Annotated in this window: 25 protein-coding genes, 1 tRNA gene and 1 pseudogene; 19 read left to right on the top strand and 8 right to left on the bottom strand. The window is 58.2% G+C overall.

Going from position 1 to position 20,591, the window contains the following annotated elements:
• The 4 genes from D8V06_RS23505 to D8V06_RS23490 all read left to right on the top strand — a co-directional run.
• Positions 1-269, top strand: a 269-nt coding sequence (locus D8V06_RS23505) for a hypothetical protein (RefSeq protein ID WP_130931912.1), incomplete at its 5' end; no start/stop codon positions are given.
• Positions 262-801 carry a (2Fe-2S)-binding protein gene (locus D8V06_RS23500; protein ID WP_007982256.1) on the top strand — a complete coding sequence of 180 codons (540 nt, stop codon included), beginning with the start codon at positions 262-264 and terminating at the stop codon, positions 799-801. The genes D8V06_RS23505 and D8V06_RS23500, both read left to right, overlap by 8 nt.
• A gap of 2 nt (positions 802-803) precedes the next feature.
• Positions 804-2,039 carry a cytochrome c gene (locus D8V06_RS23495; protein ID WP_130905361.1) on the top strand — a complete coding sequence of 412 codons (1,236 nt, stop codon included), beginning with the start codon at positions 804-806 and terminating at the stop codon, positions 2,037-2,039.
• A 1-nt stretch (position 2,040) separates the two neighbouring features.
• Complete coding sequence (locus D8V06_RS23490; RefSeq protein ID WP_130905360.1) at positions 2,041-3,012, top strand: XdhC family protein; 972 nt, start codon at positions 2,041-2,043, stop codon at positions 3,010-3,012.
• A gap of 75 nt (positions 3,013-3,087) precedes the next feature.
• On the opposite strand, the gene D8V06_RS23485 is transcribed toward D8V06_RS23490, so the two are convergent.
• Positions 3,088-4,371 (bottom strand): FAD-binding oxidoreductase, encoded by a 1,284-nt coding sequence (locus D8V06_RS23485; RefSeq protein ID WP_130931911.1) that lies wholly within the window; start codon positions 4,369-4,371, stop codon positions 3,088-3,090.
• 183 nt (positions 4,372-4,554) lie between these two features.
• Here D8V06_RS23485 and D8V06_RS23480 point away from each other — a divergent pair.
• The 3 genes from D8V06_RS23480 to D8V06_RS23470 all read left to right on the top strand — a co-directional run bounded on the left by D8V06_RS23480 (position 4,555) and on the right by D8V06_RS23470 (position 6,144).
• Positions 4,555-4,631 (top strand) — tRNA-Val (locus tag D8V06_RS23480).
• Between the two features lie 717 nt (positions 4,632-5,348).
• The gene (locus tag D8V06_RS23475) at positions 5,349-5,543 is read left to right on the top strand and encodes a hypothetical protein (protein ID WP_056853685.1); all 195 of its coding nucleotides are present in this window, start codon (positions 5,349-5,351) and stop codon (positions 5,541-5,543) included.
• Positions 5,544-5,688: 145 nt separating this feature from the next.
• Positions 5,689-6,144: a DUF2214 family protein gene (locus D8V06_RS23470; RefSeq protein ID WP_130931910.1), complete on the top strand. Its 456-nt coding sequence runs from the start codon at positions 5,689-5,691 to the stop codon at positions 6,142-6,144.
• 91 nt (positions 6,145-6,235) lie between these two features.
• Here the strand turns inward: D8V06_RS23470 and csrA are convergent, their stop codons facing one another.
• On the bottom strand, positions 6,236-6,430 hold the full coding sequence (csrA, locus tag D8V06_RS23465; protein ID WP_007938114.1) for a carbon storage regulator CsrA: 195 nt from the start codon (positions 6,428-6,430) through the stop codon (positions 6,236-6,238).
• Between the two features lie 250 nt (positions 6,431-6,680).
• On the opposite strand from csrA, the gene D8V06_RS23460 reads away from it, so the two are divergent.
• The gene (locus tag D8V06_RS23460; protein WP_130904957.1) at positions 6,681-7,046 is read left to right on the top strand and encodes an SPOR domain-containing protein; all 366 of its coding nucleotides are present in this window, start codon (positions 6,681-6,683) and stop codon (positions 7,044-7,046) included.
• Positions 7,047-7,135: 89 nt separating this feature from the next.
• Here D8V06_RS23460 and D8V06_RS23455 read toward each other — a convergent pair whose 3' ends face one another.
• From D8V06_RS23455 to D8V06_RS23445, 3 genes are all read right to left on the bottom strand, one after another.
• On the bottom strand, positions 7,136-7,825 hold the full coding sequence (locus D8V06_RS23455; RefSeq protein ID WP_056853682.1) for an endonuclease I family protein: 690 nt from the start codon (positions 7,823-7,825) through the stop codon (positions 7,136-7,138).
• A 4-nt stretch (positions 7,826-7,829) separates the two neighbouring features.
• Positions 7,830-8,120 carry a DUF1654 domain-containing protein gene (locus D8V06_RS23450; protein WP_056853681.1) on the bottom strand — a complete coding sequence of 97 codons (291 nt, stop codon included), beginning with the start codon at positions 8,118-8,120 and terminating at the stop codon, positions 7,830-7,832.
• Positions 8,121-8,282: 162 nt separating this feature from the next.
• The gene (locus D8V06_RS23445; RefSeq protein WP_130904956.1) at positions 8,283-9,371 is read right to left on the bottom strand and encodes an asparaginase; all 1,089 of its coding nucleotides are present in this window, start codon (positions 9,369-9,371) and stop codon (positions 8,283-8,285) included.
• A gap of 327 nt (positions 9,372-9,698) precedes the next feature.
• Between D8V06_RS23445 and D8V06_RS23440 the strand changes: the two genes are divergently transcribed.
• The 8 genes and pseudogenes from D8V06_RS23440 to D8V06_RS23405 form a co-directional block, all read left to right on the top strand.
• Positions 9,699-10,139 carry a hypothetical protein gene (locus D8V06_RS23440; RefSeq protein ID WP_130904954.1) on the top strand — a complete coding sequence of 147 codons (441 nt, stop codon included), beginning with the start codon at positions 9,699-9,701 and terminating at the stop codon, positions 10,137-10,139.
• A gap of 174 nt (positions 10,140-10,313) precedes the next feature.
• Entirely contained in the window at positions 10,314-11,273 is a 960-nt protein-coding gene (locus D8V06_RS23435; RefSeq protein WP_130904953.1) for a sugar ABC transporter substrate-binding protein, read from the top strand.
• A 55-nt stretch (positions 11,274-11,328) separates the two neighbouring features.
• Positions 11,329-12,882, top strand: coding sequence for a sugar ABC transporter ATP-binding protein (locus D8V06_RS23430; protein WP_130931909.1), 1,554 nt, complete (start codon positions 11,329-11,331; stop codon positions 12,880-12,882).
• Entirely contained in the window at positions 12,879-13,856 is a 978-nt protein-coding gene (locus tag D8V06_RS23425) for an ABC transporter permease (RefSeq protein ID WP_056853676.1), read from the top strand. Before D8V06_RS23430 ends, D8V06_RS23425 begins: the two co-directional genes overlap by 4 nt.
• Before the next feature lie 3 nt (positions 13,857-13,859).
• Positions 13,860-14,879, top strand: coding sequence for a LacI family DNA-binding transcriptional regulator (locus tag D8V06_RS23420; RefSeq protein ID WP_056853675.1), 1,020 nt, complete (start codon positions 13,860-13,862; stop codon positions 14,877-14,879).
• Between the two features lie 40 nt (positions 14,880-14,919).
• On the top strand, positions 14,920-15,837 hold the full coding sequence (gene rbsK / locus D8V06_RS23415) for a ribokinase (RefSeq protein WP_130904951.1): 918 nt from the start codon (positions 14,920-14,922) through the stop codon (positions 15,835-15,837).
• Positions 15,834-16,238, top strand: coding sequence for a D-ribose pyranase (gene rbsD / locus D8V06_RS23410; protein WP_130931908.1), 405 nt, complete (start codon positions 15,834-15,836; stop codon positions 16,236-16,238). The genes rbsK and rbsD overlap by 4 nt, the downstream gene beginning before the upstream one ends.
• 8 nt (positions 16,239-16,246) lie before the next feature.
• Positions 16,247-17,188 (top strand): annotated as a pseudogene (locus tag D8V06_RS23405) (nucleoside hydrolase); the annotation flags it as partial.
• 32 nt (positions 17,189-17,220) lie between these two features.
• On the opposite strand, the gene D8V06_RS23400 reads toward D8V06_RS23405, so the two are convergent.
• On the bottom strand, positions 17,221-17,433 hold the full coding sequence (locus D8V06_RS23400) for a hypothetical protein (RefSeq protein ID WP_056853671.1): 213 nt from the start codon (positions 17,431-17,433) through the stop codon (positions 17,221-17,223).
• Between the two features lie 132 nt (positions 17,434-17,565).
• Here D8V06_RS23400 and D8V06_RS23395 point away from each other — a divergent pair, with 132 nt between their 5' ends.
• Positions 17,566-17,871: a hypothetical protein gene (locus D8V06_RS23395; protein ID WP_130904948.1), complete on the top strand. Its 306-nt coding sequence runs from the start codon at positions 17,566-17,568 to the stop codon at positions 17,869-17,871.
• 167 nt (positions 17,872-18,038) lie between these two features.
• Positions 18,039-18,359, top strand: a complete 321-nt coding sequence (locus tag D8V06_RS23390) for an I78 family peptidase inhibitor (RefSeq protein ID WP_056853669.1) — start codon at positions 18,039-18,041, stop codon at positions 18,357-18,359.
• A gap of 73 nt (positions 18,360-18,432) precedes the next feature.
• On the opposite strand, the gene D8V06_RS23385 is transcribed toward D8V06_RS23390, so the two are convergent.
• Together D8V06_RS23385 and D8V06_RS23380 are read right to left on the bottom strand one after the other, a co-directional pair.
• The gene (locus D8V06_RS23385) at positions 18,433-18,645 is read right to left on the bottom strand and encodes a cold-shock protein (protein ID WP_003179963.1); all 213 of its coding nucleotides are present in this window, start codon (positions 18,643-18,645) and stop codon (positions 18,433-18,435) included.
• Positions 18,646-18,937: 292 nt separating this feature from the next.
• Positions 18,938-19,240 (bottom strand): hypothetical protein, encoded by a 303-nt coding sequence (locus D8V06_RS23380; RefSeq protein ID WP_056853668.1) that lies wholly within the window; start codon positions 19,238-19,240, stop codon positions 18,938-18,940.
• 377 nt (positions 19,241-19,617) lie between these two features.
• Between D8V06_RS23380 and thrS the strand changes: the two genes are divergently transcribed.
• On the top strand, positions 19,618-20,591 hold a 974-nt coding region (gene thrS, locus D8V06_RS23375), incomplete at its 3' end, for a threonine--tRNA ligase (protein ID WP_130931906.1).

The following is a 20,591-nucleotide window of genomic DNA, read 5'->3' as shown; positions in this document are numbered from 1 at the left end:
AAATGCCGCTGTACGAAGGCGGGCCGGGGGAGGGTGACTGGAACTTCAACCGTTATCGCCTGCCGATGGCGCGTCACGTTGCGGTGTGGAAACAGACCGCGGAAATCCTGCCGCCATTGTCGCCGAGCGACCCGTCCAAGGGCATCGCCGAAGTGGTGATGATCCCGGTGGTCGGTGCCATCGGAAACGCTGTGGCCCATGCCATCGGCAAACGTGTCCGTGACTTGCCTATCACTTCTGCCCGCATCAAGGAGGCCCTCAATGGCTAACCGTCCGCTTCAACTGACCCTCAACGGTCAATCCGTCGGCCCGGTGGACATCCCTGATGACCTGCCGATGATCGATTACCTGCACGAGTACAAGAACCTCACCGGTTCGCGCCTGGGCTGCGGCCAGGGCATTTGCCACGCCTGCGTGGTGATCGTTGATAACCCGGACGGCACCAGCGAAGAAGTGCGCACCTGCATTACTGGCGCGCACTATTTCGAAGGCAAGAAGGTGCGCACCATCGAAGGCCACGCGACCCGCGACGAGCAGGGCAAGGTCACTGAACTGAACCCGATCCAGCAGCGCTTCGTCGACGAATTCGCCTTCCAGTGCAGTTACTGCGCGCCTGGCTTCGTCAATGCCGCGACGGTGCTGGTAGAGAAGCTGCAGCGACAGCCCATCGTCAAAAGCCAACTGGAAAAAGTCATCGAGGACAGCCTCGGTCATCACATCTGCCGTTGCACCGGCTACGTGCGCTACTACAGCGCCACGCGCAACGTGCTGACTGATCTCGGCCTGGTCAAGGAGGGTTAAGCATGAAACAACTACTTAGCCGTCTCGCGTTGACGGTCGGCCTGGCAGCGCCTGTGTTGCTGGCTCACGCTGACGATGCGCAGGTCAAGCAGGGCGAATACCTGGCCCGTGCCGCCGACTGCATGGCGTGCCATACCGCGCCGGGTGGCGCGCCGTATGCGGGCGGCCTGCCGATCGTCTCGCCGTTCGGCACGATCTACGGCACCAACATCACGCCGAGCAAAGAGCACGGCATCGGTTTGTACAACGATGACGAATTCTTCGCTGCGTTGACCGAAGGCAAGCGCCGCGATGGGGCGAACCTGTACCCGGCGATGCCGTACACCTCGTATCATTTGATCCCGCGTGCAGACTCCGACGCGATTCATGCCTACTTGAAAACCATCGCGCCGATCGAGCGCGCTGCACCGGTCACTAGCCTGAGCTTTCCGTTCAATGTGCGTCCTGGTCTGATGGGCTGGAACATGATGTACGGCAAGGACGTGAAGCTGGAATCCGCCGAAGGCAAGAGCGAAGCCTGGAAGCGCGGCCAGTACATGGTCGACGTGCTCGGTCACTGTGGCGAGTGCCACACGCCACGCGGTTTGCCTGGTGCGATGCAGATGGACAAGCGCATGACCGGTGGCGTTCTCAATGGCTATCTGGCGCCGAGCCTGTTGGCCACTGACCTGGCCGCGCGTGGCTGGAATCATCAGGACCTGAGCTCGTTCCTCAAGCACGGCATGAGCGCCCAGGGCACGATGTTCAACGAGATGTTCCCGGTGTTCCACAACAGCACTCAGGGCCTCACTGACCCGGATCTGGCCGCCATGGCCACCTTCCTGCTCGGCGATCAGCCGCCAGCGGCAAAAGTGCTGACCGACGTGCCACTGGAAAAACTCAGCGCCAGCGCCCAGCGCGGGCGTCAGGACTACTTGAACGTCTGTGCCGGTTGCCACGCGGTCGATGGCGAAGGCAAGCCACACATCGCCGTGGCCATGCGCGGCAATACCACGCTGCGCCTGGAAGATCCGCGCAATCTGGTGCGGGTAATCGACGACGGTATCGGTGAACAGAAATTCTCCGGGTTCGAGCACATGCAACCGATGCCCGGTTTCATCGAAAAACTCAGCGATGCACAACTCACCGACTTGCTGAACTACCTGCGTCAGGGTTGGGGTGGTCTGCCGGGCGACCTGGCGGTAAACGACGTGCAGAAGCTGCGGGCCGATGCGCCGCTCGAGCACAAGGCGCACTGACATGCAGCATCTCGATCTGCAAGTGGTGCGGCGGGCGCTGGAGTGGTCGTTGGCCGGGCAACGCGTCTGGCTGTGCACGGTGCTCGCCACTTACGGCTCGGCGCCCCGTGCGCCGGGTTCGCTGTTGGCAGTCAATACCGACGGCCAGTGGATCGGTTCGCTGTCCGGCGGCTGTGTCGAGGAAGACTTTCTTGAACGCGTCGCCGAGGGCGCGTTTGACGACGCCGTCGGCGTCGTGCGTTACGGCGAAGGTGACGATCCGCGCTCGCGGGTCAGCTTGCCCTGTGGTGGCGTGCTCGACGTACTGGTAGAGACGCTTGAATCTGATTGCGATGTTCAGGCGCATTTGCGGGAGCTGGAGTCGGCGCTATTGGGCCGACGCCGCTTGATCCGTGAAGTCGATCTGGCCAGTGGGGCGCGCAGTCTGCTCGATGATCGCGAGCAGGGTGTTCGCGTCGAGCGTGAGGTCGACCGTGTGCGGCTGCGCATCGGTGCCGCTCAGCGCTTGTTGCTCGCCGGCTACTCCAGCGTGGCCCAGACCTGTGCGGAGTTTGCCGTGGGCCTGGGCTTCGAAGTGATTCTGTGCGATCCGCGGGATGAAGTGCTGGAAGGCGTGGTCTTGGAAAACGTAGAGATTCGTCGTCAATTGCCGTCAGTGTTCATCGCCGATGGTGGCTGCCACAGCGACACGGCCGTGGTGGCGCTGACCCACGACCCGCGTATCGACGACTTGGCCATGATGGAAGCGGTACGCACCGAGGCGTTCTACATCGGCGTGATGGGCTCGCTGCAGACTTCGCGCAAGCGCTTCGAGCGCTTGCGGCGCATTGGTGGCTTGGGCGATGCCGAACTGGCGCGGATTCATGCGCCAATAGGCTTGAACCTGGGCAGCAAGACGCCAGCGGAAATTGCTCTTGCGGTACTGGCCGACATCCTGCGAATCCGCAGTGGTATCGCACGGGACAAGCTGTAATCACTGATCCCTTGTAGGAGCGAGCAGGCTTACTCCTACAAAAAAGGGGCCGCATTCAGCGACCCTTTTTTTGCATTAGTATCCGAACTTATCCCGCAGCCCGTAATACCAGGCGCCCAACGCCGCAAACGGTGTGCGCAGCAATTGCCCGCCGGGGAACGGGTAGTGGGGCAGGTCGGCGAACGCGTCGAAACGCTCGGCCTGGCCACGCAACGCTTCGGCCAGGACCTTGCCCGCCAGATGTGTGTACGTCACGCCATGGCCGCTGCAACCCTGGGAGTAATAGAGGTTGTCACCCAGCCGCCCCACTTGCGGCAGACGCGACAACGTCAGCAGGAAATTACCGGTCCAGGCGTAATCGATCTTTACATCCTTGAGCTGCGGGAAAGCCTTGAGCATTTTCGGTCGAATGATCGCTTCGATGTTGGCAGGGTCACGCGCGCCGTACACCACGCCACCACCGAATATCAGGCGCTTGTCGCCGCTCAGTCGGTAGTAATCGAGCAGGTAATTGCAGTCCTCGACGCAATAATCCTGCGGCAACAGGCTTTTCGCCAACGCGTCGCCCAAGGGCTCTGTGGTGATGACCTGGGTGCCGCAAGGCATCGACTTGGCCGCCAGCTCCGGCACCAGATTGCCCAGATAAGCGTTGCCCGCCACGATGATGAATTTTGCCCGGACTTTGCCTTGCGGCGTGTGCACTACCGGATTGGCGCCGCGCTCGATGCGTATCGCCGGCGATTGCTCATAAATGACGCCACCCAGCGACTCCACAGCCGCCGCTTCGCCCAGCGCCAGGTTAAGCGGGTGAATATGTCCGCCGCTCATGTCGAGCATACCGCCGACATATTGATCACAGGCCACCACCTCATGGATACGGCTTTTATCCATCAACTCCAGCTGCGTGTGACCGAAACGTTCCCACAGACGCTTCTGGGATTCGAGATGACCCATTTGCTTGGGGGTGATGGCGGCAAACACGCCGCCGTCCTTCAAGTCGCACTGGATATTGTATTTGGCCACGCGCTCGCGAATAATCCGCCCGCCCTCAAACGCCATTTGCCCCAGCAACTGAGCCTGCTTGGGGCCGACACTGCGCTCGATCACATCAATATCGCGGCTGTAGCTGTTAACGATCTGGCCACCGTTTCGCCCGGACGCACCAAAACCGACTTTGGCGGCTTCCAGTACCGTGACCTTGAAACCGTTCTCCAGCAAGAACAGGGCAGAGGACAGACCTGTGTAACCGGCACCGATTACACAGACATCAGTCTCAACGTCGTCCTGCAGCACCGGGCGAGGCGGAACCGCATTGGCCGACGCAGCGTAGTAGGACTCTGGGTAGGGGGTGTGCGCCATCCTGCAGCCTCTGTTTAATATATTTTACGAGTGCGTCGATCCTACCCGAGTTAAAAATCCACCGCCAGCCACCGGAAAATCTTCTTTGCAGCGGCAAAATTAAATATTTTGCATATTCATAGGGTTAGCTCGAAAAAAGGTGTTGACACCCCTCCGGAATTCCGTAGAATGCCGCCTCACAGCAGGCACGTAGCTCAGTTGGTTAGAGCACCACCTTGACATGGTGGGGGTCGTTGGTTCGAGTCCAATCGCGCCTACCAAACAAAATCCGCTCTGCTGGGCGGTCTAGAGGGGTTACCGGAAACGGTAACCCCTTTTTGCTTTTTGCGATTTGCAAAACACCCATCTCAGAACGCCAGTTCAGCGCGTCCCTCTAAAACATCATACCGCTCAAGCTACTGCATTGAACTCGTCGGCAGTGCGCCAGTCGGTGATTAAAGAAAAAAACGTTTGGCCGTGAGCAAAAAAACCGGAGAGTTTTCATGGGCGCGAAGAATCTCGAGTCGATGCGAAAGCTGAAAGCAACGTTGACGAGCGAACGTAGAAACAGGGAGTGGCCGGAGACAATTTGTTCTGTATGCGGCGAGCAATTTCGCTATCACTGCAACTGGTCTCCCGTACCCACCGCTTGCAGGCGCTGTCGAGCCGAAGGCAAGAATGCCAGCCTGGAGGAGAAGAAGGCTTCTGCACCTTCGATGCAGTCCAAATGACAATCATTTCAGCTCGATATTGAACTGCGACCATCAAACTTCATCCAATCAGAACGGGCGGCCAGGCGCATGACTTGGTTCATGAGGCAGGAGAGGTGTTGATGGGGAAGCGTGCGATGATGCAATTCTTTGCGGCTTACCTGTTCATTTGCCTTCTGCTTCAATGGGCTGTGGTTCAAGCATCACCGTGGATCGCCACTCATGTACTTCTAAGATGGATCCTGTAACGCTGTGACTCGGGCGTGATCTGATCCAAAGGAGTCACCAATGATCTCCGATCAAACGAACCAGCAGTCGTCCGAAAACAGGACTGTTTGGGATCAATATTTTTGCGCTGCGTTGATTGCCGAAAGTAATCTGACGGCACCTGTCGTCGGCGGTGCGACTCACGAAGACAGGCAGAATCTATTGATCGAAAGGGCCAAGGCCCTCGCCGATAAAATGATGGAAAACAGAAAATAACCAGAGCCCAGCCATTGCGCTGGGCTCTTCGTATCTGGCGTATGGACCGCTATGGCAAACCCGGCAGTTTCTCGCCAGTGCAATCCTTTGATTGATGGGCTACTACTGACAGGCTGATTCAACTCATCCTGAAAGGAGTGTCTCGATGCTGACTCACTGGCTTCTTGCGGCCGTGCATCTTTTAGCGGTTGTGCTGGGATTCTGGGCGGTTCTTGTGCGCGGTACGAATTTTCGACGTTTGGCGGCTGGCACGGGGGAAGTTCGCAGTGTGCTGATCGCAGACAACCTTTGGGGAATTTCCGCGCTCATTCTGTTGGTAACCGGTGGGATGCGAGTGTTTGGCGGATTTGAAAAGGGCACGGACTATTACCTGCAACAGCCGTTGTTTCATCTGAAGATGACCCTGTTCGTACTGATTCTGCTGCTGGAAGTAGCGCCCATGATCACGCTGATCAAATGGCGAGTAGCGCTGGCGCGCGGTACGGCGATCGAGGCTGGGCGGGCGAAGCTGTTTGCGCGCATCAGTCACGTTGAAGGGATGTTGATGCTGCTGATGGTCATGGCAGCCACTGGTATGGCGCGTGGCGTGACGTTTGGGTAACGAGTGTGGGGGGAGCGGCGCTGCATTTCGAGAATCTTTAGCCAGCCGTCGTTCCGGGGGTGAACGGGCTGGCTACTGACTGCATCAGGATTCAGGGAGTTTGCGGCTTGTCCGGAGCAGTCAGGCCAGCCTGAATGCGCTGATAGATCTCTTCGCGATGCACCGCAACGTCTTTCGGGGCGTTGATGCCAATCCTGACTTGCTGGCCGCTTACGCCGAGGATGGTGATCGTTATGTCATCACCAATGTTTATGCTTTCACCGACTTTGCGGGTGAGTATCAGCATGGTCTTCTCCTTGATTGCTTTCTGGGGCACCTGATTCGGACAGTGCAGAGGTCGGTGGTATGTATAGATTAGTGCGAAGTCTCACAATTTGGGTGCCTCTTTCTGACGCGCAGATGCAGCATTAATTCCCAAGGTGTAACTATACAGAGGCCGTAACCATCATTCTCGTTGTTTTGAGCCCATTTTGCGGCACTCGAGAAGTATTCATGGGTGCTAAAATCCGCGCTTTAAGCATTCAGAGGGAAACGCAGTGCGCAAAATGGTCTTGGTGATTGCAGTATTGGCGCTGGCGGGATGCGGTGAGGGCAAGCGAGTGGATGCGCCAAAGCCGCAGGCTACAGCGGTGGGTACCCCGGCTCAGGTCTCGGGTCCACAATGGGATCTGGAAGTGCGAGGTGAAACGCCGCAGGCGGTCAGCGATCTCAGCGGCTGGCTGATCGAGCATAGTTTCATGTCCAACGTGATTCGCGAAAACGGCAAGACCCGGATTCTGATGGGGCCATACAACTCAAAGGCCGAAGCCGACGCCAAGCAAGCGCAGGTGAACGCAGCGCTGGTCAAGGCGAAGAAGCAGAACATTGAAGTGTTGGTGCTTGAGCGCCCGGCAGTTCAGTAATACCGTTTGGCGCTGCAACAAAGCCTGCGCTAGAAAACAAAAAAGGCCTCGGATGGCGGATCCGAGGCCTTTTTTCATTCAGAAAGCATTTAACCGCAGGCTTTCATATCGACTGAGCCGACAAATTCATTGCCGCGCCCCATGACGCACGCCACGCTTTGATTTCGCTGACGTTCCCAAGCCTGGACCGGATAGGTTTTATCCCAGGCTTCATACAGTTGCCGGTCCTGTTTCGACAAGCGCAAGCCGTACTGTTTGCTCATGTAGAAGTAAGTCCGGGCGATCATCCCGCGAATGGATGGGCGCGGCATGACCTTTTTCGCCTTGAAATCAACTTGAGTCAGGCAAGAACCGTATTGGCCTGATTGCTCCGGCAGCCAACCGAAACTGAAGTTGCTGCGATCGCCATTGACCTCGCCGATGCTCGGCACCAGGTTATGCAAGTCTGCCTCGGCTTTCTGATAAACGGGGTCATACCGTGTGCAATTCTTGCGACCGCCTTCCTGCCAGCACTGGCGCTGATGACCAATTTGCCAGGCTGGAACAATATGCTCCCACTCGATACGCGAAGCACGTTTGGCGTTTTTGCGCGGTACATACCCGCAGGCGGCGAGGTTCACCCGGTTACCTGTGTATTTGCAGCCGCAATAAAACTCGGTGGATTGCGGCGCATACAACTTCCAGGCGACTTTCTTGGCCTCGCTGAAAGTGCGTGGAGCATCGGCATGGGCGCCCATGGTGAACAGCAGAAACAGCAAAGCGAAACAACGGACACTCATTGACTCAGTCTTCCTTCGGCACAACCCAGAAAATCTGCACACCGCCGTCATCGCGATAGGCGAGGGTGACGTTGTCGTTTTCATCGATTTCTTCGAGCAAACGTTCCCACTCATCCACCGGTTCGTCCGGGAGACGGAAAATCAGCGCAGCCTTGGCTTTTTGAGCGGTGGGGGAGTTGATGATTTTCTGAACGCGCGTGCCCATGCGTACATAGGAGTCAGGTGAGGCAGAAGTGGTGTCCACGGAATTATCCTTATTAAGCTGTACGTGCATACAGTATTTAACTGTAGGCATTTTCGCAACTGCTTAAAATTCAAGAAAATCCTCTGACAGCGATTTATTCCGTTTGGTGTAGGAAGAAGGGATTTTTTTGTCAGTCGTTAGATGCGAGCCACTCGCCGACGCAGGCGAGTGGCTTGTACGGTGCCCGACCGGATTCAGTGGGGCGAGGGCGAATCAGTATTCCCAGAACATCCGTTGCAGCTCTTTGCTGTCGTTGGTCTTGGTCAGTGCGACCATGGCCAGGATGCGGGCCTTCTGCGGATTCAGGTCATGCGCCACGACCCAGTCGTACTTGTCGTCAGGCTGTTCAGCGTTGCGCAGAACGAAACCGCCAGCGTTGACGTGAGAAGAGCGGATGATCTGCACGCCATCCTTGCGCAAGGCTTGCAGGCTTGGAACAACTCGCGAAGAGACAGAGCCATTGCCGGTGCCGGCGTGAATGATCGCTTTGGCACCAGACTGAGCCAGTGCCTTGTAGGCGGTATCGCTGACGTTGCCATAGGAATAGGCAATTTCGACGTCAGGCAGGCTCTTGATGGTTTTGATGTCGAATTCCGAATCCATGGTGTGGCGCTTGGCCGGCAGGCGGAACCAGTAGGATTTGCCCTCGACCACCATTCCCAGCGGCCCCCAGGCACTTTTAAACGCCTCGGTCTTGATGTTGATCATCTTGCTGACATCGCGACCCGACTGGATTTCATCGTTCATGGTCACCAGTACGCCTTTGCCCCGCGCTTCTTTGCTGCTAGCCACCGCCACCGCGTTGTACAGGTTCAGCATGCCGTCAGCCGACATTGCGGTGCCCGGGCGCATGGAGCCGACGACAACGATCGGCTTCTCGGTCTTTTCCACCAGATTCAGGAAGTAGGCAGTTTCTTCCAGGGTGTCAGTACCATGGGTGATCACGATGCCATCGACGTCTTCGCTGTCGGCCAGTTCGGCGACGCGGCGACCCAGTTGCAGCAGGTTTTCGTTGGTGATGCTCTCGGACGCGATCTGCATCACTTGCTCGCCGCGAACGTTGGCCACCTGGCTGAGCTCCGGAACGCCGGCGATCAGTTTGTCGACGCCGACTTTCGCGGCTTGATAAGTGGCGCTGTTGGCAGCGCTCGCACCCGCGCCGGCAATGGTGCCGCCGGTGGCCAGGATCACCACGTTTGCCAGTTTCTGTTGGGTTTCGACTTCTTTTGCCTGAACGGCAGTCGGTAGAAGCAGCAGGAGGGCCAATGCGCCCGGAACAAAGGTCTTGAAAGCAGATGTCATTATTTTTCTCTCTAGTAGTGACGGTGCTGATGCAAGTTCATCTAGATGCGCCCCCGGCGGATCTGAACGCCAGGGGTGCTTGAGAAGAGCAGAATCCGTACCAATTACACTTCGTATTGAGAAAGCTGTTCAAGTAACTGATTTGTTTAAAGATTCAAACAAATTTTCAACGCGGTTCACCGCGCTGTCGTCCGGGTTTCCGACTGATTTTGAGTTTGTCGTTCGGCTCTCCGAAAGTTTGTTTAAGCGTGGGTTGTCGAAGAGCGTTAAAGAAATCGCTGCGCACGCCGATCTGTCCTTGAGGAATCATTTTTTCAGGGAGTTCACATGTCGTTGACCGTCGGTTTTCCAAATGCGTCCGTGATAAACATCGGTGGTAAAGCGCCGTCGACGGTCGCGACATTGACTGACGAGACATCCGAATCTTCGACGCAGCGCCTGGGGCTGGAAGGGGGCGATAAAAAGTCGGTAAGTCTAAGCGGCGGCGCTCAGGGCAGCGAGAAAGCGCAAAGCACCGACAGCCAGCAAAGCATTGCGGTGCAGATGTTGCTCAAACGCATGCAGGAGTTGCAGCAACAACTGCGCGAGCAACAACAGCAATTGGCAGCAACCCAAGCCGCGTCGTTCCAGTCGGCAGAAGCCAAGGCCACTGCCGTCATGTCGATTCAGGCACAGATTGCCGATACGTCTGCGGCATTGATGCAAGTGGCGGCCGCGCTGGCGAAAGAGCTGACAAGCTCTGGAAACGTGATCAGCACTACGGCGTGAGCGGCTACCCTGACAACGTTCCACAGCATTGACAAATCTCGACAAGATTCGCATAGTCCGGTCTACGCAAACGTTTGCGCGCCTTCACTGATGGGTTAAAACCATCGGCGAAGGCCTCGCAGCTTACGTCAGCGCAAGCGTTGCTCACAATAATCATAAGATCGGAGTGAACCCATGAAGCTGCCATTCGCTGGACGTCTTCTCGCTGTCGCAATGCTGGCTGCTGCATCCGCCGCGTTGCCTGTCTCTTCGGCTTTCGCCGAAACGCCTGAAAAACCTAAAGTCGCCCTGGTCATGAAATCCCTGGCCAACGAATTCTTCCTGACCATGGAAGATGGCGCCAAGGCCTACCAGAAAGAACACTCCAGTGAATTCGATCTGATTTCCAACGGGATCAAGGACGAGACTGATACCGCTGGCCAGACGCGCATTGTCGAGCAAATGATTCTGGCCAAGGTCAATGCGCTGGTGATCGCTCCCGCAGACTCCAAGGCCATGGTTCCTGTGATCAAGAAAGCCATCGATGCCGGTATCACCGTGATCAACATCGACAATCAGCTTGATCCGGCCGTGGTCAAAAGCAAGAACCTCAATGTTCCATTCGTAGGCCCGGACAACCGCAAAGGCGCGCGGCTGGTGGGTGAGTACCTGGCCAAGCAGCTCAAGGCGGGTGACGAAGTCGGCATCATCGAAGGCGTGTCCACCACCACCAACGCTCAGGCCCGCACTGCCGGCTTCAAGGATGCGATGGAAGCGGCGCAGATCAAGGTCGTCTCGGTTCAGTCCGGTGACTGGGAGATCGACAAGGGCAACAAAGTCGCCGCGTCGATCCTCAGCGAATACCCGCAAACCAAAGCCCTGCTGGCCGGTAACGACAGCATGGCGCTCGGTGTCGTGTCGGCGGTACGCGCCGCGGGCAAGGCCGGCAAGGTTGAAGTGGTCGGCTATGACAATATCAACGCCATCAAGCCGATGCTCGCTGACGGGCGCGTGCTGGCCACGGCGGATCAGTTTGCCGCCAAGCAAGCGGTGTTCGGCATCGAGACCGCGCTGAAAATCATCAAGGGCGAGAAAGTCGACAGCAGCGCCAGTGGCGTGATCGAGACGCCGGTAGAGCTGGTCACTAAAAAGTAGTCCTCTGGCGACACAACGGTGCTCGCCCGTCCGGGCGAGCACATGGAGAGTTCTTATGTCCGTTCGCGACCCGAACGCTGTCCTTTCGGTCAGCGGCATCGGCAAAACCTATGCGCAACCGGTCCTGACCGGCATCGACCTGACGCTGATGCGCGGGGAAGTGCTGGCGCTGACCGGTGAAAATGGCGCTGGCAAAAGCACCCTGTCGAAGATCATCGGCGGGTTGGTCACGCCGACCACCGGCCAGATGCAATTTCAGGGGCAGGACTATCGCCCGGGCAGCCGCACCCAGGCTGAGAATCTGGGCATTCGCATGGTCATGCAGGAGCTCAATCTGTTGCCGACCTTGTCGGTGGCGGAAAACCTGTTTCTCGATAACCTGCCGAACAACGGCGGCTGGATCAGCCGCAAGCAACTGCGCAAGGCGGCGATCGAAGCCATGGCACAAGTCGGGCTCGATGCAATCGATCCGGACACGCTGGTTGGCGAACTGGGCATCGGTCATCAGCAAATGGTCGAGATTGCCCGCAACCTGATCGGCGACTGTCATGTTCTGATCCTCGACGAGCCGACCGCGATGCTGACGGCCCGTGAAGTCGAGATGCTGTTCGAGCAGATCACCCGTCTGCAAGCGCGTGGCGTGTCGATCATCTACATTTCCCATCGCCTGGAAGAACTCGCCCAAGTCGCCCAGCGCATTGCAGTGCTGCGCGACGGCAACCTGGTGTGCGTCGAGCCGATGGCCAGTTACAACAGTGAACAACTGGTCACCTTGATGGTGGGGCGGGAGCTGGGCGAACACATCGACATGGGCGTGCGCAACATCGGTGCTCCGGCATTGACGGTCAAGGGCTTGTCTCGCGCCGACAAAGTTCGGGATGTGTCCTTTGAGGTGCGTGCCGGAGAAATCTTTGGTATTTCCGGATTGATCGGGGCAGGGCGCACCGAGTTGTTGCGGCTGATCTTCGGTGCCGACGCCGCAGACAGCGGCACCGTAGCGCTAGGCTCTCCCGCGCAAGTCGTCAGTATTCGCTCGCCGGTGGATGCGGTTGCCCACGGCATCGCCCTGATCACTGAAGACCGCAAGGGCGAAGGCTTGCTGCTGACTCAGTCGATCGGCGCCAACATTGCCCTGGGCAACATGCCGGGCATCTCCAGTGGCGGGTTCGTCAACAAAGATGACGAAACTGCACTGGCCCAGCGTCAGATCGACGCCATGCGCATTCGCAGCTCCGGCCCGGCGCAAGTGGTGTCCGAGCTGTCCGGTGGCAATCAGCAGAAAGTGGTGATCGGCCGTTGGCTGGAGCGTGATTGCTCGGTCCTGCTGTTTGACGAACCCACCCGTGGTATCGACGTCGGCGCCAAGTTCGACATTTATGCCCTGCTCGGCGAGTTGACACGCCAGGGCAAAGCGCTGGTGGTGGTCTCCAGTGACCTGCGCGAATTGATGTTGATCTGCGACCGGATCGGCGTGCTCTCGGCGGGGCGTCTGATCGATACGTTCGAGCGCGACAGTTGGACTCAGGATGATTTGCTTGCCGCCGCTTTTGCCGGCTACCAAAAACGTGATGCGCTGCTCAACGAAGTCGCGCCTAGGGATCTTTCATGAAAACCGTATCTGGCGTCGGTCCACGCAGTGGCAATTTTTACGGCTTGGGCACTTATCTGGGGCTGGCCGGTGCCTTGCTGGCGATGGTCGTGCTGTTCTCGCTCCTGAGCAGCCATTTCCTGTCCTACGACACCTTCAGCACCTTGGCTAACCAGATTCCGGACCTGATGGTCCTGGCGGTCGGCATGACCTTCGTGCTGATTATCGGCGGCATCGACCTGTCGGTGGGTTCAGTGTTGGCGCTGGCGGCCTCGACGGTCAGTGTGGCGATTCTCGGTTGGGGTTGGAGTGTGCTGCCGGCAGCGTTGCTCGGCATGGCGGCCGCAGCCCTCGCGGGCACCATCACCGGCTCGATTACCGTGGCCTGGCGCATTCCATCGTTTATCGTTTCCCTCGGCGTGCTGGAAATGGCACGCGGGGTTGCCTATCAGATGACCGGATCGCGCACGGCGTACATCGGCGATGCGTTTGCCTGGTTGTCCAACCCGATCGCTTTCGGGATTTCGCCATCGTTTATCATCGCCTTGCTGATCATTTTCATCGCCCAGGCCGTGTTGACCCGGACCGTGTTCGGTCGCTACCTGATTGGCATCGGTACCAACGAAGAGGCGGTGCGGCTGGCCGGTATCAATCCAAAACCCTACAAGATTCTGGTGTTCAGCCTGATGGGCTTGCTGGCCGGTATCGCCGCGCTGTTCCAGATTTCGCGACTGGAAGCGGCGGACCCGAACGCCGGCTCCGGCCTGGAGTTGCAGGTGATCGCCGCCGTCGTCATCGGCGGTACCAGCCTGATGGGTGGACGCGGTTCGGTCATCAGTACTTTTTTTGGCGTGTTGATCATTTCCGTGCTGGCGGCCGGCCTGGCCCAGATCGGTGCCACCGAACCGACCAAGCGCATCATCACCGGTGCGGTCATCGTGGTTGCGGTGGTGCTCGATACCTACCGCAGCCAGCGCGCAAGTCGGCGGACCTGAGTCATGGCAACGATCAAAGATGTGGCAGCGCTCGCGGGTATTTCCTACACCACGGTTTCCCACGTGGTGAACAAGACTCGGCCAGTCAGCAAAGAAGTGCGGCTCAAGGTGGAGGAGGCGATCAAAACCCTCGACTACGTCCCCAGTGCCGTGGCGCGTTCCCTGAAGGCCAAAACAACGGCCACCATCGGTTTGCTGGTGCCCAACAGCCTCAACCCGTACTTCGCCGAGCTGGCCCGGGGTATTGAGGACTTTTGCGAGCGTAACGGCTACTGCGTCATCCTCTGCAACTCCGACGACAACCCCGACAAGCAACGCAGCTACCTGCGCGTACTGCTGGAAAAACGTGTCGACGGACTGATCGTCGCCTCGGCCGGTGGCGACAGCGGCCTGGCGCAAGGTTTGGCTGGCGTGCGTACACCCATGGTGATCGTCGACCGTGGTCTGGAGGGCGTCGATGCGGACCTGGTCCGTATCGACCACGAGTACGGCGCTTATCTGGCGACCCGACATCTGCTGGAGTTGGGGCATCGGGATATCGCCACCATCAGCGGTCCGGCAACCACCAGCGTGGCGCAAATGCGTTTGGCCGGTTTTTGTCGTGCCTTCAGCGATGCGGGCCTCGCGGTGCCGGGTGACCGAATGCTGGAAAGCGATTTCACCAGCACCGGCGGTTACAACGCCGCCGCGATCTTGCTGGAGCGCAATCCGCCCAGCGCCATTTTCGCAGCCAACGACATGATTGGTATCGGCGTGCTGCGCGCAGCGGCCGAGCGCAATATTCGTGTGCCGACGCAGTTGTCGGTCATCGGCTTCGACGATATCCAGATGAGCCGCTATGTCTATCCGGCGTTGACCACGGTCGGGCAGTCAATCCTGCAACTTGGCGAGATGGCGGCCGAAGTGCTGCTACGGCGAATCGCAACGCCGGATCTGGCCACCAGCCAGCGGATCGTCACGCCGAGCATTGTCATGCGCGAATCGACCGCGCCCCTGACCGGCCTGTTTGCGCAGTTCCGCTAACCCGGCGTGCCGCTGAAATCGAATGAGTGAGTATTGATGTATGCCAGCAAAAGTAGTGGTGATAGGCAGCTTGAACATGGACCTGGTGACGCGGGCGCCGCGATTGCCGCGCGGCGGAGAAACGCTGATCGGTGAGTCGTTTGCCACGGTTTCCGGTGGCAAGGGCGCCAATCAGGCTGTGGCCGCTGCGCGACTGGGCGCACAGGTGTCAATGGTCGGCTGCGTCGGCAGCGATGCCTATGGCAAAGAACTGCGCGAGGCTCTTTTGGCCGAGCAGATCGATTGCCAGGCCGTCAGCACCGTCGAAGGCTCCAGTGGCGTGGCGCTGATTGTGGTCGATGACAACAGCCAGAACACAATCGTGATCGTCGCAGGCGCCAACGGTGCTCTGACACCTGCGCTGATCGGTTGTTTCGATGCGGTGCTGCAAGCTGCCGATGTCATCATCTGTCAGCTTGAAGTGCCGGATGTCACGGTGGGCCACGCGCTCAAGCGCGCTCGAGAGTTGGGCAAAGTGGTGATTCTCAATCCGGCACCCGCCAGTCAGCCATTGCCGGCGGATTGGTATGCGAACATCGATTACCTGATACCCAACGAAAGCGAGGCGTCGGCCTTGAGTGGCTTGGCGGTGGAGTCTCGGCAAAGTGCAGAAGCTGCCGCGACGCGATTGATCGAAATGGGGGCCGGCAAGGTGATCATCACCCTCGGCGCCGAGGGCTCGCTGTTTGCCGATGGAAAAAGCTGTGCGCATTTCCCGGCGCCTGCGGTGAAAGCGATTGATACCACGGCGGCCGGCGATACGTTCGTGGGTGGTTTTGCCGCTGCACTGGCCGGCGGCCAAAGCGAAGCTGAAGCGATTCGCTTCGGTCAGATTGCCGCGGCGTTGTCGGTGACCCGAGCCGGCGCGCAACCCTCGATTCCTACCTTGTCCGACGTTCAGGCATTCAAGACATCATGAAAAAAACACCGTTGCTCAATGTCGCACTGTCGCGCCTGATCGCATCGCTGGGCCATGGCGACATCGTGGTCATCGGCGACGCTGGTCTGCCGGTGCCGCCAGGCATCGAGCTGATCGACCTGGCACTGACCCATGGCATCCCGGATTTCGTCAGTACCCTGAAGGTTGTGCTCAGCGAAATGCAGGTTGAAAGTCATGTGCTGGCGCAGGAAATCTTCGAGAAGAGGCCAGCGGCACTGACAACCCTGGATGCCCTCAATGCGGAAGGGGCGCTGGGGCGGCGCGAGTTGCTCAGTCATGAGCAATTCAAAGTCCTCACCCGGCAGGCACGGGCAGTCGTTCGTACCGGGGAATGCCAGCCGTACTGCAATGTTGTGCTGATTGCCGGGGTCACGTTTTGATTCGCATGGAAAGGGTCGACCTGATCATCGACACCGACCCTGGTGCCGACGATGTGGTGGCCTTGTTGTTGGCGCTGGCGTCGCCTCAGGAGTTGAATATCCTTGCTTTGACCACGGTCGCCGGCAACGTGCGCCTGGACAAGACATCACGAAACGCGCGGCTGGCGCGCGAGTGGGCAGGGCGCGAGGACGTGCCAGTCTACGCCGGCGCGTCTCGGCCGCTGATGCGCACGCCTATCTATGCCGAGGACATCCACGGCAAGGAAGGGCTGTCGGGTGTTTCTGTTTACGAGCCGAAAGCCGCCCTGGCCCAGGGCAATGCGGTCGCCTACCTGATCGATACGTTGATGTCGGCCAGCCCCCACAGCATCACTATTGCGATGCTTGGACCGCAGACCAATCTGGCCTTGGCGCTCATGCAGCAGCCGGCAATCATTCAGGGCATCAAGGAAGTAGTCATCATGGGTGGTGCGCACTTCAATGGCGGCAACATTACACCGGTAGCCGAATTCAACCTGTTCGCTGACCCGCATGCGGCCGAAGTGGTACTCAACAGCGGTATGAAACTGACGTATCTGTCTCTGGATGCAACTCACAAGATCCTCACCAGTGACGAGCGCCTGAAGCAGATTGCCGCATTGAACAACCAAGCCAGCCAATTGGTAGGCGATATCCTGAATGATTACATCAAGGCCGACATGGAGCACTACGATATTCCGGGCGGTCCGGTGCACGACGCCGCGGTCATCGCCTGGCTGCTCAAGCCGCAGCTGTTTAGCGGCCGCGCGGTCAATGTGGTGATCGACAGTCGCGAGGGGCCGACTTTCGGGCAGACCATTGTCGACTGGCACGACCGCCTCAAAGCGCCAAAGAATGCTTTCTGGGTTGATAGCGGCGACGCCCAGGGGTTCTTCAATCTGCTGACTGAGCGCCTGGGTCGTCTGAAGTAACGTTCATTGCTGCAGATGCATGCCGGTGCAGCTTATTCCTGCGCTGATTTTGTCGCGCCCTTTTGGTCTGCCAGGTGCTTCTCGAAAACCTGTTCTATGAAGGATTGCGCAGCCTCGGTCCCCAAGTCTCTGACCAGCAGGTCGATGCCGATGATGACAAGTTCCTCCGTAGAGCCTGGGCTGTAAGAGCTATGGCCGTCCTGCCACTTTGCTTTGATGTCGGCGTCGATACTTACAGTGGTCATGATGGCGCTCGTACGGTCGGAAGAGTCTGAGCCTCGAGTTAACCATTTCGTGGCGCTTTTGGCACTCCGACTTAGGCATGAGCGACGGGCTATGCGACACTTGGTCTTTGATCACCATTCAAGGACTGCGCTGTGCAGATCGATTTGAACACTCCTGACGGCTTGACCCTTGAAGCCGTTCGCCAGCTGTTGGCGTCGGCCAGTGATGATGAGCATACGCAGCTGCGCGTGACCAAGGGCGGCATCGCCTATATTTCATCGGGTGTTGTGGGTGGTAGCGACATCGACGGCCTTCTGTTTCGCCTGGAAACGTGGGCTAAAGGGTCGGGATACGTCGGCCTGGTTGCGGCCAGCGACGAAGTCTGGGTCATGCAGATTTTCAATGCATTGAAAGAGAACTGGCCACGACCGGCATTCGATTACATCGACGTGTATTGAGCCTTGTAAATATTCAGTCACGATTGCAGGGTGAAGGGTGTGGCAATGCTCAGGCAAACTTGCCGTTTGTCCGCGGCGAAGGGCAGGGTACCTGGCCTCCCTGTGAAACCAAACGCCGGATTGGCGGTCGCACGATCTCAGCTTAACTAATGAAAAAAGGAGGCTTCATGCCTTGGAAGCTCGCGTCATTGGGTACTTTGTTGGCCGCTGCCACGTTGGCCGGTTGCAGCACCGGCACCACCGAGTCGGCAACAGACCCTGTCACGACGACTGACACAGGTCACAGCCGTTGCGAGGCCAAAGCGGCCGAGTTCACCATCGGCAAACAAGCTTCGCCCGAGTTGCTGGAGCAGGCGCGTACGCGTGCCGGCGCGCAGAATGCGCGGTTCCTGCTGCCGACCGATATGGTGACGCTGGAGTACCGCTCTGATCGCTTGAATCTCAACACTGATGCCAATCGGGTCGTCACCCGCGTCAACTGCGGCTGATCACCCCCAGGCTTTTGCATTGACCACAAAAAACCCCGTCACATGGACGGGGTTTTTTTAGTGCGCCTGGAAATTACTCTGGGCGAACTTGAGCAGCTTGCATACCCTTTTGGCCTTTCTCAGCCACGAAGGAAACGGTTTGGCCTTCTTTCAGGCTTTTGAAACCGTCGCTTTCGATAGCTTTGAAGTGTACGAACAGGTCGTCACCGCCACCTTGAGGAGTGATGAAGCCGAAGCCTTTTTCATCGTTGAACCATTTAACGGTGCCGGTTTGGCGATTAGACATGGTGTATCTCCAAGAAACATATATTTTCAGTAGTACTGTGCTGCTCAGGCCAACTGGGCACACCGGGGTATCATAGTCGAAATGTGCGCTTTGGCACCCCCCCGCAGGTGCTGTTTGCCCTGCAGTCACGCTTTCTTTGTTGCCTGATATGGCTGAAAGCCCCGATTTAAAAGGCTTTCAGCCGAAAGTAAAGACGATAAAAAAAGCTGTAAAACCTGCATAAATTGTAGGAAAACGCGATTTTCAGAGGCTTTTTACCGGCTCAAATCGCAATTCAAGCCCGTTTCAAGGCTCACTTTTTCGCCGGAGCGTTGGCCTTGCACTTGGAAATCTGAGTCAGGGCCTGCTGTTTCAGCGAGTCGCTGGCAGTGTTGTCCATCAAGGACTGAAGGTCCTTGGCCGGGTACGATTTGATTGCATCGGCACCACAGGCGCAGTGAGACTTGGCCGCCGCCGCACCGATCTGCGGCGTGGCCGCTTCAGTGCACTGGGCCATGTATTTTTCGCGCTCGCCCTTGGGCCAATCGGCGTGCGCAGCCAGAGGCAACAGCAGAACGATAGGTGCGACTACAGCGAACAAACGATTCAGACGCATGCCGGGATGCTCCTTGTGGGGTCAATGTCTTTTATCTGAGGGGTAAAGCGCGAATCAAGTTCAGCACTCTGGCACAAAAACGCCATATTTGCCTTGGCTGAAAACCACCCACAGTCACGACCGTTCATCTGTGCTAGCATGCCCCGCTCAGGTTTTTCGTTGCTGGCTCCGGTCGACCTTCAGTCCCGGACGCGGCAACTGCCTGAATAACCCTGATTTGAATCCCAGTCACTCTGGTTCGGTTTTCCGGTTGGCCGCAAGGCTCCTGCCGCTGTAAGGCAGGCGTTCGTCATTGAATGGCCTGGACCGGATCTTGTACTGGCTCATCCCAACCCACGTGACCTTTGGTAGGGGTCACCACTAGGAGAGGAGGCGCCATGCCAACTATTACTCTTCCCGACGGCAGTCAACGTTCATTCGATCACCCGGTCTCCATCGCCGAGGTCGCCGCATCCATCGGTGCCGGTCTGGCCAAGGCCACCGTGGCCGGCAAGGTCAATGGCAAACTGGCCGATGCCAGTGACATCATCGACAGCGACGCTACGCTGCAAATCATCACGCCAAAGGATGAAGAGGGGCTGGAGATCATTCGCCACTCTTGCGCGCACCTGGTCGGCCATGCGGTCAAGCAGCTGTATCCGAGCGCGAAGATGGTCATCGGGCCGGTCATCGATGAAGGCTTCTATTACGACATCGCCTTCGAGCGTCCTTTCACCCCGGACGACATGGCGGCCATCGAACAGCGCATGCAGCAGCTGATCGAGAAAGATTACGACGTGATCAAGAAAGTCACTCCGCGCGCCGAAGTGATCGAAGTATTCAAGGCCCGTGGCGAAGACTACAAGTTGCGCCTGGTCGAGGACATGCCGAACGAGCAGGCCATGGGCCTGTACTATCACGAAGAATATGTCGACATGTGCCGTGGTCCGCACGTGCCGAACACCCGTTTCCTGAAATCCTTCAAGCTGACCAAGCTGTCTGGCGCCTACTGGCGCGGTGACGCCAAGAACGAGCAATTGCAGCGCGTCTACGGCACCGCTTGGGCTGACAAGAAACAGCTGGCGGCGTACATCCAGCGCATCGAAGAAGCCGAGAAGCGCGATCACCGCAAGATCGGCAAGCGCCTGGGCCTGTTCCACACCCAGGAAGAGTCGCCGGGCATGGTGTTCTGGCACCCCAATGGCTGGACCCTGTACCAAGTGCTTGAGCAGTACATGCGCAAGGTTCAACGCGACAACGGCTACCTGGAGATCAAAACGCCTCAGGTTGTCGACCGCAGCCTGTGGGAAAAGTCCGGGCACTGGGCCAACTACGCCGACAACATGTTCACCACTCAGTCGGAAAACCGCGA

Origin of the sequence: Pseudomonas sp. Sample_24 (assembly GCF_004307605.1) — a bacterium.
Classification (GTDB): domain Bacteria; phylum Pseudomonadota; class Gammaproteobacteria; order Pseudomonadales; family Pseudomonadaceae; genus Aquipseudomonas.
The sequence above is the reverse complement of the archived record's forward strand: the minus strand, read 5'-3'. Positions and strand labels throughout refer to the sequence as shown.

Bases quoted from the DNA above. Each gene is read 5' to 3' on its own strand.
- D8V06_RS23500 (WP_007982256.1), top strand. From the start codon at position 262: ATGGCTAACCGTCCGCTTCAACTGACCCTCAACGGTCAATCCGTCGGC.
- D8V06_RS23495 (WP_130905361.1), top strand. From the start codon at position 804: ATGAAACAACTACTTAGCCGTCTCGCGTTGACGGTCGGCCTGGCAGCG.
- D8V06_RS23490 (WP_130905360.1), top strand. From the start codon at position 2,041: ATGCAGCATCTCGATCTGCAAGTGGTGCGGCGGGCGCTGGAGTGGTCG.
- D8V06_RS23485 (WP_130931911.1), bottom strand. From the start codon at position 4,371: ATGGCGCACACCCCCTACCCAGAGTCCTACTACGCTGCGTCGGCCAAT.
- D8V06_RS23475 (WP_056853685.1), top strand. From the start codon at position 5,349: ATGATCTCCGATCAAACGAACCAGCAGTCGTCCGAAAACAGGACTGTT.
- D8V06_RS23470 (WP_130931910.1), top strand. From the start codon at position 5,689: ATGCTGACTCACTGGCTTCTTGCGGCCGTGCATCTTTTAGCGGTTGTG.
- csrA (WP_007938114.1), bottom strand. From the start codon at position 6,430: ATGCTGATACTCACCCGCAAAGTCGGTGAAAGCATAAACATTGGTGAT.
- D8V06_RS23455 (WP_056853682.1), bottom strand. From the start codon at position 7,825: ATGAGTGTCCGTTGTTTCGCTTTGCTGTTTCTGCTGTTCACCATGGGC.
- D8V06_RS23450 (WP_056853681.1), bottom strand. From the start codon at position 8,120: ATGCCTACAGTTAAATACTGTATGCACGTACAGCTTAATAAGGATAAT.
- D8V06_RS23445 (WP_130904956.1), bottom strand. From the start codon at position 9,371: ATGACATCTGCTTTCAAGACCTTTGTTCCGGGCGCATTGGCCCTCCTG.
- D8V06_RS23440 (WP_130904954.1), top strand. From the start codon at position 9,699: ATGTCGTTGACCGTCGGTTTTCCAAATGCGTCCGTGATAAACATCGGT.
- D8V06_RS23435 (WP_130904953.1), top strand. From the start codon at position 10,314: ATGAAGCTGCCATTCGCTGGACGTCTTCTCGCTGTCGCAATGCTGGCT.
- D8V06_RS23430 (WP_130931909.1), top strand. From the start codon at position 11,329: ATGTCCGTTCGCGACCCGAACGCTGTCCTTTCGGTCAGCGGCATCGGC.
- D8V06_RS23425 (WP_056853676.1), top strand. From the start codon at position 12,879: ATGAAAACCGTATCTGGCGTCGGTCCACGCAGTGGCAATTTTTACGGC.
- D8V06_RS23420 (WP_056853675.1), top strand. From the start codon at position 13,860: ATGGCAACGATCAAAGATGTGGCAGCGCTCGCGGGTATTTCCTACACC.
- rbsK (WP_130904951.1), top strand. From the start codon at position 14,920: ATGCCAGCAAAAGTAGTGGTGATAGGCAGCTTGAACATGGACCTGGTG.
- rbsD (WP_130931908.1), top strand. From the start codon at position 15,834: ATGAAAAAAACACCGTTGCTCAATGTCGCACTGTCGCGCCTGATCGCA.
- D8V06_RS23400 (WP_056853671.1), bottom strand. From the start codon at position 17,433: ATGACCACTGTAAGTATCGACGCCGACATCAAAGCAAAGTGGCAGGAC.
- D8V06_RS23390 (WP_056853669.1), top strand. From the start codon at position 18,039: ATGCCTTGGAAGCTCGCGTCATTGGGTACTTTGTTGGCCGCTGCCACG.
- D8V06_RS23385 (WP_003179963.1), bottom strand. From the start codon at position 18,645: ATGTCTAATCGCCAAACCGGCACCGTTAAATGGTTCAACGATGAAAAA.
- D8V06_RS23380 (WP_056853668.1), bottom strand. From the start codon at position 19,240: ATGCGTCTGAATCGTTTGTTCGCTGTAGTCGCACCTATCGTTCTGCTG.